General features: G+C 50.4%; 13 protein-coding genes. 10 read left to right on the top strand and 3 right to left on the bottom strand.

Annotation, left to right across the window (positions count from 1 at the left end; translation table 11 throughout):
- Positions 1-106 precede the first annotated feature (106 nt).
- Both Q366_RS01050 and efpL read left to right on the top strand, forming a co-directional pair.
- Positions 107-1,063, top strand: a complete 957-nt coding sequence (locus tag Q366_RS01050; RefSeq protein WP_035235543.1) for a thioredoxin family protein — start codon at positions 107-109, stop codon at positions 1,061-1,063.
- Between the two features lie 246 nt (positions 1,064-1,309).
- Positions 1,310-1,876 carry an elongation factor P-like protein EfpL gene (gene efpL, locus Q366_RS01040; RefSeq protein ID WP_035235540.1) on the top strand — a complete coding sequence of 189 codons (567 nt, stop codon included), beginning with the start codon at positions 1,310-1,312 and terminating at the stop codon, positions 1,874-1,876.
- Between the two features lie 30 nt (positions 1,877-1,906).
- Here efpL and Q366_RS01035 read toward each other — a convergent pair whose 3' ends face one another.
- The 3 genes from Q366_RS01035 to Q366_RS01025 are packed head-to-tail and all read right to left on the bottom strand — an operon-like array spanning position 1,907 to position 4,893.
- Positions 1,907-3,040 (bottom strand): DHHA2 domain-containing protein, encoded by a 1,134-nt coding sequence (locus tag Q366_RS01035; RefSeq protein ID WP_035235538.1) that lies wholly within the window; start codon positions 3,038-3,040, stop codon positions 1,907-1,909.
- Entirely contained in the window at positions 3,030-4,451 is a 1,422-nt protein-coding gene (locus tag Q366_RS01030) for a dihydrolipoyl dehydrogenase (RefSeq protein WP_035235536.1), read from the bottom strand. Before Q366_RS01030 ends, Q366_RS01035 begins: the two co-directional genes overlap by 11 nt.
- 10 nt (positions 4,452-4,461) lie before the next feature.
- Complete coding sequence (locus Q366_RS01025) at positions 4,462-4,893, bottom strand: PaaI family thioesterase (protein WP_035235535.1); 432 nt, start codon at positions 4,891-4,893, stop codon at positions 4,462-4,464.
- 203 nt (positions 4,894-5,096) lie between these two features.
- Here Q366_RS01025 and nhaD point away from each other — a divergent pair, with 203 nt between their 5' ends.
- From nhaD to Q366_RS00985, 8 genes are all read left to right on the top strand, one after another.
- A complete protein-coding gene (nhaD, locus tag Q366_RS01020; protein WP_035235533.1) occupies positions 5,097-6,377 on the top strand; it encodes a sodium:proton antiporter NhaD in 1,281 nt (426 codons plus the stop codon).
- A 261-nt stretch (positions 6,378-6,638) separates the two neighbouring features.
- Positions 6,639-8,180, top strand: a complete 1,542-nt coding sequence (locus Q366_RS01015; RefSeq protein WP_035235532.1) for a sigma-54 interaction domain-containing protein — start codon at positions 6,639-6,641, stop codon at positions 8,178-8,180.
- Between the two features lie 19 nt (positions 8,181-8,199).
- Positions 8,200-9,729 carry a sigma-54 interaction domain-containing protein gene (locus Q366_RS01010; protein WP_035235530.1) on the top strand — a complete coding sequence of 510 codons (1,530 nt, stop codon included), beginning with the start codon at positions 8,200-8,202 and terminating at the stop codon, positions 9,727-9,729.
- Positions 9,730-9,952: 223 nt separating this feature from the next.
- Positions 9,953-10,990, top strand: a complete 1,038-nt coding sequence (locus Q366_RS01005; RefSeq protein ID WP_035235529.1) for a hypothetical protein — start codon at positions 9,953-9,955, stop codon at positions 10,988-10,990.
- 460 nt (positions 10,991-11,450) lie between these two features.
- Positions 11,451-11,663, top strand: coding sequence for a 4Fe-4S dicluster domain-containing protein (locus tag Q366_RS01000; RefSeq protein WP_035235527.1), 213 nt, complete (start codon positions 11,451-11,453; stop codon positions 11,661-11,663).
- Between the two features lie 3 nt (positions 11,664-11,666).
- A complete protein-coding gene (locus Q366_RS00995; RefSeq protein ID WP_035235525.1) occupies positions 11,667-12,818 on the top strand; it encodes a 2-oxoacid:acceptor oxidoreductase subunit alpha in 1,152 nt (383 codons plus the stop codon).
- Position 12,819: 1 nt separating this feature from the next.
- Positions 12,820-13,641: a 2-oxoacid:ferredoxin oxidoreductase subunit beta gene (locus tag Q366_RS00990; protein ID WP_035235524.1), complete on the top strand. Its 822-nt coding sequence runs from the start codon at positions 12,820-12,822 to the stop codon at positions 13,639-13,641.
- 5 nt (positions 13,642-13,646) lie between these two features.
- Positions 13,647-14,186, top strand: coding sequence for a 2-oxoacid:acceptor oxidoreductase family protein (locus Q366_RS00985; protein ID WP_035235522.1), 540 nt, complete (start codon positions 13,647-13,649; stop codon positions 14,184-14,186).
- Positions 14,187-14,200: the final 14 nt, after the last annotated feature.

Raw genomic sequence — 14,200 nt, 5'->3', positions numbered from 1 at the left:
AAAACTTAACACCTAAAACCTAACAACCCGTCCGAAGAGCAATAATTTAAAACCCAAATTCTGATAATACCGGATACAGGCAACCCAATTCAAATGGAGCGTAATAATGGACAATATAACCAAAGAACGGATCAGGGCCTGGACGCCTTTGGGGCGCCCGGCCTTAAGCATTGCAGCCACAGAACATCCCGAGCAAAAAAGGTTCGAGGCGTTTGCCCGGCAATGGCAGGAGATATCGGCTTCCATATCCTGGACAGACAGCAGTCAACCTGCGGACCTGCCCGGTTTTTTCCTGAAAAACAATATTCTATATTCAGCCCTGCCCCTGGAACGTGAACTGCCACCTTTTTTAAAAAGCCTGGACGCCCTTGACAAACCTGGTCCGGATGATGGTATCCAGAAAATCTTGAACCATATCGACGTGCCCTGCCGGCTGACCCTGTATATTGCCCTGCAATGCCCCCATTGCCCGGGGATGGTTGAGCGGCTCATCCCCCTGGCAGGTGCCTGTGAAAAAATCCATCTTCACATCATTGACGGATCCCTGTTCCCTGAAAAAGCCCGGAAAGACAAGGTAATGTCCGCCCCCTGCCTGATTCTGGATGATGATACCCGATGGACCGGGGCAGTGGCAGAAGAAGAAATTGTGGACATGATCGTCAACAAGGAGAGCATGGACCTGGATACCATGGCCCTGAAAACCATACTGGAGGATGGCCGGGCAGCGTGGATCACCGAGCGGATGCTCGGGTCCAACCGGTTGTTCAAAGGATTTTCCGGACTTCTTCTCCACGAAACCTGGTCCGTGCGTTTAGGCGCCATGGTGGTGGTGGAAGCCCTTGCCGAAAAAGCACCCGCCCTGTGCGCTGACCTGGAAAAAATTTTAATTGATGCATTCAGCACCCAAGATATGCCTGTTCAGGGAGATATTCTGTATACACTAGGTGAAATCGGCACCCCGGATACCCGGGACTGGATTGCTGCCCAGAAGGAGACCCTGTCCCACACAGATCTCAAGGATGCGGCAGATGAAGCGATTCAATCCATTAAGGACAGATTTTGAATATGGCGGTCTTTCATCAACGGCAAAGGCCAGTCGTTGGCCACTGCAATGAAACTAAAGACACCGACAATACGGGGCTAAAATGGGGGCCCAGGCGCCTCGCCCTCTTGTTTTTTGTCCCTTGTCTCCGGTTTCATATAAAAACTTGCTTTAAACCCTTTGTGCTGGTAAACAGGCAAAAAAAGTCTGTGGCCTGAGTGTAAATTTTATCAAAGCAATGAAGGTTTTATTATAGGAGAGACAGGTATGCCCAAAGCATGTGATTTAAAAAAAGGCCAGGTGGTAGACATCAGCGGTGAACCGTATCTGGTTAAACATATTGATGTAAGAACCCCGTCGGCAAGGGGCGCTGTCACCCTTTACAAGGTCAGGTTCAGCAGTATCAAGACCCGGCAGAAATATGAAGCCTCATACAAAGGCAATGATATGCTCAATGATGTGGACCTTCAACGAAAATCTGTCCAGTACATCTATCCGGACGGGGACCTGCATGTGTTCATGGACAGTGTGGAATATGCCCAGTATATGATTGCCCAAGACAGCATTGAAGACGAGCTGGTCTGGCTCACCGACGGCATGGAAGATATTGTGGGCATGTTCATTGACGGCGATCTGGTGGCCATTGAAATTCCCGCGTCCCTTGTTTTTGAAATCACACAAACCGCTCCGGGCGTCAAAGGGGCCAGCGCTACGGCCCGGACAAAACCTGCCACCCTTTCCAACGGGATTGAAATCCAGGTGCCTGAATATCTTGAAAACGGAGAGATGGTCAAGGTCAACACCGAAACCAGAAAATATATATCCAGGGCCTGATCCTTTCAACACCAGGTTTTGCCGGGCAGGCTAATGGAGGTGTTCACATTTTGAAAAATACCGGGACAGCATCGGCTCAAGTTTTTTTCGGGACAGGCTCAGATTACCCTGGCGGAAAAAGTGAACGCCGCCGCAGTTAAAGCCTTGGGGCGGGGGGATTATTTCCAGGTCAAGGTTGGATGCCAGCATGGCGGATATGGTTGTGAAAAGAACGGGGGATTTGCAGAATACTGCAATCCCCCGTGAAAATTCAGGGATGCGCTGGGTGTTCATGGTCATCAGAATATCTGCCTGCATTTCCCTTGCATAGGTTTCAATGCCGCTGGCAAGGCCCATGTCCCTTTCCATCCATTGTTCAAGAGCCAAAGGCACCGATGCAACGGTGCAGGTTACCTTGTTGAATTGGAATGTCTTGCAGTCCCGTCTGAGCAGGTCCCTTGTGTCCATATCCCGGATGTCTGATTTAGCGGCACGGATGCCCTGGTAAAAACCGTCGGTGTCCAGGCCGGCGATGGGCTGCAGATGCTTTGCCACGGCATGGTCCCTGGGGGTTGCCCGCCCGGCCTTGGGGTCAAGATTGACCGTGTCGATCAGAATGGCCCCGAGCAAAAGGGCGGCCAGATTTCCGGGAATTCCCCTTGCAGTGCCTCCCCCGCTACCTCCCCCGCTGCCATTGATCAGGTCTTGGCCCACCAGGGTGGCACAGGAACCCACAGGTTCAATCCGGCGCAGGGCCTTGGGGTACAGGTTCAAGTCTTCATGGTGATCCATGATGAGCCTGACTTTTTTTTCGTGTTTTGAAAACCCGTTTGCCAGCCGGTTATGGTCCACCAGGGCCAGCGCCCTGGCACGGGACATGAGTGTATTCAATGGCAGGACATCGTCCTGAAAAAAAAGATTTTCAGCATCAATGCCAGTTTGCGAGAGCACCCACCGGCTTTCAGTTTTCAGGCGGAAATCGTCTCTTTTAATGGGAATCAAAGGCAGGGCTGAACAGGACTTTCTGCCGTTTCCCAGCACCCAGGCAAGACCAATGGCCGATACCACGGAATCCAGGTCTGCCGCCTCGTTGCCGAAAACCAGCATGTCAATATCGTGGGTTTGAGCCCTGGACTTGGCATCAGCCAAAAACCGGTTCACCGGATCTGTTTTATTATTCTCCATGGGGCCTGCCCACAATTTTTTCCAGGATTGGCATGGGCACAGGCACATTGACCTGTGCGGCGATCTGGAGAAAAGCATCCAGAAGCGCCTCTTCAGGTACGGGGTGGTAAAAGGGCATACCCAGAATCTCTTTGATTGTCAGATTCGCCCCCATGGCCCAGGCCAGAAGATGGGCCATGTGCTCGCCGGCCGGGGCCATAATTTCTGCACCCAGCAACCGGCCCTTTTGGGGGTCGGCATAAATTCTGGCCCTTCCGGCGGCTTTTCCAAGTATCATTCTGGCCCGTCCAAGTTCTTCCCAGGACGCTTCGCCCACCACAAAATCAATGCCTTTTTCCGTCAGGGCCTTGTGGGACAGGCCTGCAATAGCGATATCCGGCGAAGAAAAGGTGATCTGCAGCGGCGTGCGTTTTTTAAATCGGGCCATGGCCCCGGCACAGGCGTTGTAGCCTGCGATGGTGCCGTCATCGGCAGCTTCATGGAGAATGGGCCTGAGCCCGTTCACATCCCCGGCCAGAAATACGGGCAGGTTCCCCACCTGAAGGGTTTCAGGGTCAAAGACCGGCATCCCTTTGGCATCCAGGTCAACCTTTAGGTTTTCAAGGTTTAAATCGTGAAACACGGGCCGTCTGCCCGTGGCTATCAGCACCCGGTCCACGGACCAGCGTTTGCTGCCGCATCCCACGTCCAGTCCGGTTTCGGTCCTGCCCAGGATTTCAGCGGTGCCAAGTTCTATGTGCATCTCCTTGGAAAAATGGTCAAAGGCATATTCGGCAAGTTTGGGGTCGGTCAGGCCGCCTGCGGTTTTACGGCGGCTGACGGCGGTCACCTGGACCCCTAGCCGGTGCAGGGCCTGTCCCAGCTCAATACCGATGGCACCCAAACCAAACACAGCCATGGTTTGGGGCAGGGTTTCAAGTTCAAAAAACTGGTCCGTGTCAATGATAAATGCTTTAAACGGCAGCCATGGATCAGGTATAAAGGGCTTTGAGCCGGTGGCAATGATGATGCGTTTGGCCCGGATGGTCTGGTCCCCTAAATCCAGGGTATTGGGGTCCAGAAATCTGGCCCGTTTCCGAATCACCTTATCCATGAACCCGGACATCTCCCGGATCACGCCCCCTGAAAATTCATCCCGCATGGACCGGACCCGTGCCATGATCCGTTTATAATCCAGAACCAGACCCCGGGCGCCGCGAATACCATATTCATCAAAAAAACTGCACTTGTGAAAGTCATCGGCCACGGCAATCAATGCTTTGGAGGGCATGCACCCCACCCTTGCACAAGTGGTTCCCAAGGGTCCGTCATCTATAAGCACGTAGTTGTCTGTGTGTTTTACCACCTCTTCCTGGGCCGTCAGTCCGGCTGTGCCTGCCCCGATAATGGCCACATCGTATTCCCTGGTCATAAGCAACTCCTCATTCATCGGCCTTGGGCGGGATCACCATCAAAGTGGCACTGCTTCTGGAAATATCTTTTCCCGTCTCATCTGTGACCCGGCAGTCTACAATGACAAGGGTCCGGCCCCGTTTGAACACCGTGGCTTCGGCGATCAGACGGCCCTTGGACGCCATGGACAGAAAGTTGTTTTTCAGTTCAATGGTTGTCAGGTTTTCACCTGGTGCCAGGGTGCTCATCACCGCATGGGCGGCTGCTTCACTGGACAGGGCAATGCCTAAACCGCCTTGCATGATCCCGGCGCCCTGGAGAAATTCAGGCCGGATTTCCATGCTGAACCGGGCATATCCTTTTTCAACCGCCTCAACCTTTATCTGTAAAAAATCCAGAAAAGGGTTGTTGACCGGTTCTCCTGCTGTCAGCTGTTTCAGGTATAAGGGGTAGTCAAACATAGAGGGTCTCCTTTTATTCACTTTATTCGGATGGCTGCGCATTGTAGAGTAAAATGCCTGCTTTTTAAACACATTTATTGAACCAAAAGCAAGGAGCGTTTCAGGCTTCACCATCACGGCCTTGTGGTTTTATTGTAACCCTATTGTAATAAAAAATTGTGGTGTTATATTTGCCGGTTGTCTTTTTAATTTAAGGAGGCGTTATGCATACGCTATTAATTGTTGTTTTTGTTCTGGCTTATTCGGCCATTGCTTTTGAACACCCGCTCCGGGTAAACAAGTCGGCTTCCGCCCTGCTGGGTGCCGGCATCATGTGGACCATTTACGCGGTTTCCACAGGCGACCACCATCTGGTAACCCAACAGCTCAATGAAAACCTTGCGTCCACTGCCCAGATTATTTTTTTTCTGCTCGGGGCCATGACCATTGTTGAACTGGTGGATGCCCATGACGGATTTGAGGTGATCACATCCCGGATTACCACCACCAGCCAAAGTGTTCTGATCGTGCTCATCGGTCTTGTCACGTTCTTTCTCAGCGCCATGCTGGATAACCTGACCACCACCATTGTCATGGTGTCATTGACCAAAAAACTTTTGGACAATCATGATGACCGGCTGATTTTTGCAGGGGTCATTGTGATTGCCGCCAATGCCGGCGGGGCCTGGTCGCCCATTGGTGATGTGACCACAACCATGCTCTGGATCGGCGGCCAGATCTCTTCGCTCGGGGTCGTTAAATCGGTCTTCCTGGCCTCTGTTGCCAATCTTGTTATCCCGTTGATTGTTGTCAGTTTTATGCTGCGGGGCAAGCAGGTGGGAAAAAAGGCAGAACCGGCCGGGTCCAGAACAACCACAAACTTCGAACGTAACCTGATGTTCACTGTCGGATTAGGATCATTGGTCATGGTGCCGGTATTCAAGGAGACAACCCATTTACCGCCCTTTATGGGGATTCTTTGCGGTCTTGGGGTACTCTGGCTGATTGGCGAGCTTATCCACAGGTATAAGTCTGACGAGGAAAAACAGCCCCTGACCATGGTGCATGCCCTGGCCAAAATCGATATGGCGTCTATTCTCTTTTTCATCGGTATCCTGTTGGCGGTGGCAACCCTGGAAGATTCTCACATCCTGTCCGCCCTGGCGATCTGGCTGAATCAAAACATTGGTGAGCAGAGTATTATTGTTGCGGTGATCGGTGTTATGAGTTCGATTATCGACAATGTGCCCCTGGTGGCAGCGTCAATGGGGATGTATGATGTCCATCAGTTTACCACAGACAATTTCTTGTGGACCTTCCTGGCCTTCTGTGCAGGAACCGGCGGCTCTTTGCTGATCATTGGTTCGGCTGCCGGGGTGGCTGCCATGGGTCTGGAGAAAATTAATTTTTTCTGGTATGTGAAAAAAATCAGCGGATTGGCGGTGCTTGGCTATATTGCCGGTATCCTGGTCTTTCTGGTTCAGTTTAAGCTGCGCCACGGCTGATCATTAAAACTTACAACATACCGTGGTATAACGACCATGGGCCGACCTGACATATCACCTGCCATGCTTCGGCCCACAACGAACAATGAAACTAAAAACGCCGACAATGCGGGCTAAAATGGGCGTCCCAGGCGCTTCGCTCTCTTGTTTCCTGTATCTTGTTTCTAGTTTCATATAAAATCTTATCGAACAGGAGATGTTCCACTGAAAAAATATGCAAGGAAATAGTGTAAGATGTCATGAGCAAAGGGACGATAACGCGTGAAAAAAAATCTGGATTTTTTTCACCAGGCAACCATGCGGATCTGCAGCAGCCTGGATATTGATACGGTCTTGAAAATGACCTATGACTTTTTGCAGACACATATCCCCTGCGACGCTATTTCCGTGCAGACCTGTAATCCCGGCACCCGGAAGCTGTCAATGGTCGCTGCCCGCTATTCCCCCCATTTCATCCATAGGCCGTCAATCATTCCCCTTTCCATGGAGGCGGCCCAATTCATTGAACTGGGAAGGCAAAAAGTGGTAACGCGGTATCATCATCCCGGGGAACATATTATGGCCCGTTATGTTTGGGAGGGCATGGGTGAAAAAGATATGTCCGAAATGGTGCTCAGTCTCAAAATTGACAAAACATGGATCGGTGCCGTCAGCGTGATGGTTAAAGGATTTGAGCGGTATACCCGGGAACACGAACGCCTGCTGGCCCTGCTCCACGATCCCTTTGCCGTTGCCCTAGGCAATGCCCTTCGCCACCAGGAGGTGATGCATCTTAAAAATCTGCTTTCCGATGATAATCAGTATCTTAGCCAGCAGCTGCATAAAATTTCAGGGGATGAGATTGTCGGTGCTGAATCCGGGCTAAAGCAGGTCATGGAAATGGTCGGCCAGGTCGCACCGCTGAACAGTCAGGTTCTGCTTCTTGGGGAAACCGGTGTGGGTAAGGAAGTTATTGCCAATGCCATCCACTTTTCATCGCCCAGGGCCAGCGGTCCATTGATTAAAGTCAATTGCGGAGCCATCCCGAAAAACCTTGTGGATAGTGAGCTTTTCGGCCATGAAAAGGGCGCATTTACCGGAGCTTCAGCCCTGAAGCGGGGGCGGTTTGAACGTGCCGATAAAGGGACCCTGTTTCTGGATGAAATCGGGGAACTGCCACTGGCTGCCCAGGTTCGGCTGCTGAGGGTGCTGCAGACAAAAGAGATTGAGCGGGTGGGGGGCAGTGCCCCCATTCCTCTGGATATCCGTATCATTGCCGCCACAAATCGGGATCTGGAAGAGATGGTCTGCCTAGGGCAGTTTCGGGAAGATCTATGGTTCAGGTTAAATGTGTTTCCCATTACCATCCCGCCGCTCAGACAACGCCCGGATGATTTGCCCGCCCTGGTGTCCCACTTCATCCAAAGAAAAGCACGGGAGATGAAAACCCGGTACATACCGGTACCGGAGCCCGGTGATATCGAAAACCTGAAATCCTATGCGTGGCCCGGCAATGTCCGGGAACTTGAAAATTTGGTTGAACGGGCTATTATTGAAAATACAACCCGGTCACCGGGCCAGCCCCTGAAATTATCACTCTCTCTTTTAATTGATCCCGGTGATGCACTGCCTGTTTTGTCCCGGCCGGACAGCCTGGCCCTGAATCAGGTTGTTGAGGCCCATATCCGGCATGTCCTTGAGTTAACCCACGGTAAAATCCAGGGCAGTGACGGGGCAGCGGCGCTGATGGAAATCCATCCGAGCACCTTGCGGAACAAAATGAAAAAACTGGGCATACCATACGGAAGAAAAAACACGAACTGACCAGCCGGGAGTTCTTATTATGGATCAAAAAGAATTTGATGTGTTGCTTGATGCGACAAAAATGATTTGTGGTCATCTGGAAAAAACAGTCCTTGTTTCAGGATGCCGGCGGTTTTTACGGCAACATATGCCGGTGGATGGCATTTCCCTGGGTTTTATAAGCCTTAAAAATGAAACAATTCTTCAAATGAATGATATCATTGCGCCGGATCAGGCCCCGCTGACACGTGGCGTCTGTCTGGGCAAAAAGAGTATAAACACCGTTTCCACCCTTGACGATGCCTCTCCGGCGATTATCAGGTCCGGGCCGGATAGAAATGATCCTGTAAACGAATTGTTCCTGCAGGCCGCACCTCTACCAGGATGCTCGGGTATGGTCATGAAGATTAAGGCGGACAACGATAAAACCGGCATTGTCTTTGTATTTTCCCAAGCCGGGTACCGTTATACCTTGCAGGATGCTGAAATATTTTCTTTGTGCAGCCGGCTGCTTGATTTCACCAATCCAGGATCCGGCACAGGACCTGTCTTTGACTGCACATCGGTTCCGGAAGAAAAAAATTTTTTTTCCGATCTGGATATTATCGGCAAAAATACCGGACTAAAGCCTGTCATGGTGCGGGTCCGGCAGGTGGCCGGATTTAACAGCCCTGTGCTGCTGCTCGGCGAAACAGGATCCGGAAAGGAGGTCATTGCCAATGCCATCCATTACGGGTCGCCCCGGGCCGGTTCCCCTTTTGTTAAAGTAAACTGCGGCGCCATCCCCGAAGATCTTGTGGACAGTGAACTGTTCGGGCATGAAAAAGGGTCGTTTACCGGTGCCATCTGCCGGAGAAAAGGGAAATTTGAACAGGCCGATACCGGCACCCTGTTCCTTGATGAAGTAGGAGAGCTTCCGTTGCCGGTCCAGGTGCGGCTGCTCAGGGCCATTCAAACCGGCGAGATCTGCCGGGTGGGTTCAGAGCACCCCGTGAACGTTGATATCCGTATTATCTGCGCCACCCACCGAGATCTCAGACAGATGGTGGCCCAAGGGGCATTCCGGGATGATCTCTGGTTCCGGCTGGCTGTTTTTCTCATCCATATTCCGCCTTTAAGACATAGGCCCCAGGACATTGAGAGCCTGGTCAGGTATTTTGTGCGTAAAATGGCTGTGGAAATGAATCTTGGCCATATCCCGGAAATCAGCCCTAAAGGACTGGCCCGGCTCCAGGAGCAGCCGTGGCCGGGCAATGTGCGAGAGCTGAAAAACATTGTGGAAAGGACACTTATCCGGCGTGGCAGGGAGTTGGACAGGAAAACAATGCTTGATTTTGATGCCCTTCCCTTAACTGCGGCACCTTTTTCACAGGATCGGATCGCGCAAGTTTGTAAAAACCACGGGCTCAAATCCCTTGATCATGTGATGGCCAGTCATATCCGCAATGTTCTTTGCCATACCCAGGGCCGGATTGAAGGCCCCAAAGGGGCGGCGGCCATTCTTGCACTCCATCCCAGCACACTGAGAAGCCGGATGAAAAAGCTGGGAATACCGTCATTTCAAAACTGAAATAAACAACTCGCCTGTCCAAAATACCGTATTTGGCATTTTTACCCCTCGAAATCTCGCGGGGTTGATTTGGGTGCAAAATAAAACTTTTTAATATCAATGTGTTATTGTTTGGCATGTTTATGGCTTGCAATTATACGGGCGTGTCTGGCCGCTATGCACTCCATGGGGAGGATGACGGGGCAGACACTAATATTTTATTTTTTTTTAAAAGGAGAAAAAAATGAAAAAACAAATCGTGGGCCTGTTATCCGCCATGGTGTTTTTGTGTGCAGGAACAGCCATTGCTTCGGACTGGAATTTTTACGGATCTGCCCGGGTATCAACGTTCTGGGAAGACAGCGATCTGAAAGACCAGGTCGACTTTAGCGAGGGTTTGCAAAGCAATGCGAGGATCGGGGCCAAGGTAAAGGTCAGCGATGAACTGACCGGCCGTTTTGAATATGGCACTTCTGGTGGAAACGCCAACATCCGCCTGCTTTACGGTGCCTGGGACTTTGGTGCTGGCACATTAACTGTCGGTCAGGATTACACCCCCATGTACCTTCCCGTGTCCTGTCAGGTATGGAACGACGACAATGGACTGCATGGCTATGGCGACCCCTACCCCGGACGTCATCCTCAGATCAAACTGAAGTTTGACGAATTCCAGATTGCTGCGATCTCTACAAATACAACATATTATACTGTAGGCGGCGGTACTTCAAGTGCCAACACCCAGGTGGTGATCCCCAGAATCGAAGTTTCCTACGGCATCAATATGGGAGGCAATGCAGGCATTGATATTGCTGCAGGTTACACCACGTTTGAATACAATGATAACGAAGATGTTGATTCCTATGTCATCATGATCAGGAGCACCGCGCAGATTGCCGGTTTTAAGCTGGGGACGGTTGTTTTCTACGGCCAGAACGCCGGTAACATGATTGCCTGCAACACCTCAGGAACGGATTATGGCAAAGGCTATGCCGCAATCAATACCGGAACAGGCCAGGTTGATGACGTGGAAAACTTTGGCGCAGAAATCGTGGTCGGATACACCTTCGATGAGATGTTCGCCATTGAAGCCGGCTTTGGTTCTATGCAAAACGAATATGATAGCGCCTCTAGCGGCGACGGCCTCTTTGCCTACTATCTGCAAGCGCCCATTACCCTGGCACCGGGCGTCACCATTACACCGGAAATCGGTTTGATTGACTACTATGAAGACACCCAGGATCAAATCACCTACTTTGGTGCCAAATGGCAGATTAACTTCTAAACGTCATATAGCACCACGACGCGTCGTTTCGGTTTTTTATCCCACCTGATCACCCCGTGGACTTCCCGATTGACGCGCCTGCAAGGCGTACCGGCAACGGCTTGGCGGTACGCCTTTATTTTTTTCTATTTTATGTCAGGACCGAAACAATGATCAAGGTCTGAAGTTTTATTAGGACCTGATTAAAAAAAACGAGAAAAAAGTTGTAAACAGCTTTTTTTTTTGATAGAGGAGGATGGTGAATTTTTAACAAACCATGGGTGAAAAAATTTAATGCGGCAATTAGATTTACCCTTAAACCTTAAGAGCAAGCTTTCCATATTCGATATGGACATCCATTTGGGTTTCAACACCAACTCCGTCCATAGCGACTATGTTTGGAAAACATTGACAAGCACGTTTAGATCTCTTAACCACATGCCCCAATTTAATCCGGTTTTAAACCGAGGATAAGGAAATTATGGCAAAAGGAAAATCCATCGAACACATTATTGACAAGAGCTGGTGCAAGGGGTGCGGCATTTGCGTTCACTTCTGCCCCAAACAGGTTCTGGAACTGAACAGCGATGAAAAAGCTGTGGCAGCCCGCCCTGAAGACTGCATTGGATGCAAGCTTTGCGAACTTCGGTGCCCTGATCTGGCAATTCAAATTATAGTAAAGGAAGGGGAATAAATAATGACTCAAAATATCCAATTTATTCCAGGAAGCGATGCCTGTATTGAAGGCGCCCTTTATGCCGGGTGTGACTTTTTTGCAGGTTATCCCATCACTCCGTCTTCAGAAGTTGCAGAGGGTTTAGCTGCGGCGCTTCCCAAAAGAGGTGGCAAATTCATCCAGATGGAAGACGAAATCGCCTCCATGGCCTGCATTATCGGTGCAGCCCTTGCCGGGAAAAAGGTCATGACCGCAACCTCCGGCCCGGGATTTTCCTTAAAGCAGGAAGGTATCGGATACGCCTGTATGACTGAAACCCCCTGTGTTATCGCCAATATCCAGAGAGGCGGGCCATCCACAGGTAACCCCACCCATGTAGCCCAGGGCGACACGATGCAGGCCAGATGGGGCTCCCATGGAGATCACAGCATTATTGCCATGACCGCTTCCAACCTTCAGGATGTATTTAAAATCACGGTTGAAGCATTTAATCTCGCTGAACAATACCGGACGCCCGTTATTCTTATGTTTGACGAGGCCACCCAGCATTTGAGAGAGAAAGTGGTCATTCCCGAACCCGGCGAGATCGAAGTTATCGATAGAATCAGAACCAAGATTCCCGTAGGTGAACAATACTATCCCTATCTTACCGATGCAAACGGCCAGCGTCCCATGTCCGATTTCGGTGCAGGCCATCGTTTCCACGTGACCGGCCTTCATCATAACATCATGGGATTTCCCGACGTCAGTCCCGCAAATGTTGACGCCCTGATCCACCACCTGGTCGATAAAATCGAAAATAAAGCCAACGAGCTTGCCAGGTACAAAGAGTACTACATGGATGATGCTGACTATGTCATCGTTGCCTATGGCACGACAACCAGATCCGCCATCCAGGCTGCCGAAGACTATCGGAATCAGTTGGGCATCAAGGTCGGCGTGTTAGAACTTCAGACCGTATGGCCCTTTGCAGGTGACATTGTCAGAGAAAAATGTGCCAATGCCAAGGCCGTGATTGTAGCTGAAATGAATATGGGTCAAATTGTTAATGAGGTAAAACGTGTTGTGGCTCAGCCAGAAAAGGTTTTCTTCTCTAACCGGGTTGACAACCAAATCATCAAGCCATCTGACATTAAAGCTGCTTTGAGAATGATCACAGGAAAGGGGGTATAGCATGAGCGATACAGAATTTGATGTAAAAAAATATATCCGGGCTCAATTTTTCCCCCAGATGTGGTGTCCCGGATGTGGACACGGAACTGTCATGGGTGCCCTGCTTCGGGCCATTCATGATCTGGGATTAGACAACAATGACGTCTCCGTAATCTCCGGCATCGGTTGTTCTTCAAGAATCTCCGGGTATCTGGATTTCAATACGGCGCATACCATGCACGGAAGAGCTCTTCCCACTGCCACAGGCGTTAAGCTTGCCAACCCCAACCTGAAAGTTATTGTCCCCTTTGGCGACGGTGACTCCACGGCCATCGGCGGCAACCACTTTATCCATGCCTGCAGAAGAAATATCGATATAACGGCCATCGTTATGAACAACCGCATTTACGGCATGACCGGCGGACAGTACTCACCCATGTCCGGCTGTGGTGTAAAAGCAAGTACAGCCCCCTATGGCGTTCCCGATCGTTCCTTTGATCTGATGGAGCTGGCCAAAGGCGCTGGTGCAACTTTTGTGGCGAGAACTACCGTTTACCATGCCAAAGAAGCCCAGAATACAATCAAAAAAGCCATTGAACACAAAGGTTTTTCAGTGGTTGAAATTCTATCCATGTGCCCAACCCAGTTCGGCAGAAAAAATAAGGCCGGTGAGGCACCCCAGATGATGGAATGGTACAAGGACAATACCGTACCCATGGGTTCCAAAAAACTGGCAGATAATCCGGATCTTATTCAACGCGGCGTTTTTGTTGATGAAGTAGCACCCGAATATTGCGAAACTTACCAAGAAAACGTCATTGACAAGGTAATGAAGAAAGGATAGGCATAATGGAATCAACAGGAATTGTTTTTACAGCTTCTGGCGGACAAGGGGTCATCACTACAGCCATTATCCTTGCCAGATCTGCTACCATCTTTGAGGGCAAAAACGCTATTCAGTCCCAGAGCTACGGTGCTGCTGCCCGGGGCGGTGCTACCCGTGCCGACATTTTAATTTCAGCAGGCAATATTTATTACCCCAAGGTTGAAGAGGCTGACGTTTTTGTCGCCCTGATGCAGGAAGGCTATAATAAATATGCTTCCCTGATTAAACCGGGTGGCCTCATGATCATTGACCCAAGGTATGTTAAACCTGGCAATATTAATGCCAAGATCCTAGCATTGCCCATGTATGACACAGTTGTTAAAGAAATCGGAAAACCGATTGTTTACAGTGTCTGTGTACTTGGGGCTCTGATCGGTGCGACAGGCATCTGTAAACCCGAATCAGCTATAAGCGTTATTCAGGACGCCATGCCCGCAGCTTTCTTTGATATGAACAAGAAAGCGCTGGAAATTGGCATCACCCTGGGGAAAGAGGCAGCTTAAAACCCAATCGACAG

Origin of the sequence: Desulfobacter vibrioformis DSM 8776 (assembly GCF_000745975.1) — a bacterium.
GTDB lineage: Bacteria > Desulfobacterota > Desulfobacteria > Desulfobacterales > Desulfobacteraceae > Desulfobacter > Desulfobacter vibrioformis.
Note: the sequence above shows the minus strand (reverse complement) of the source record. Positions and strands in the feature narration are given on the sequence as shown.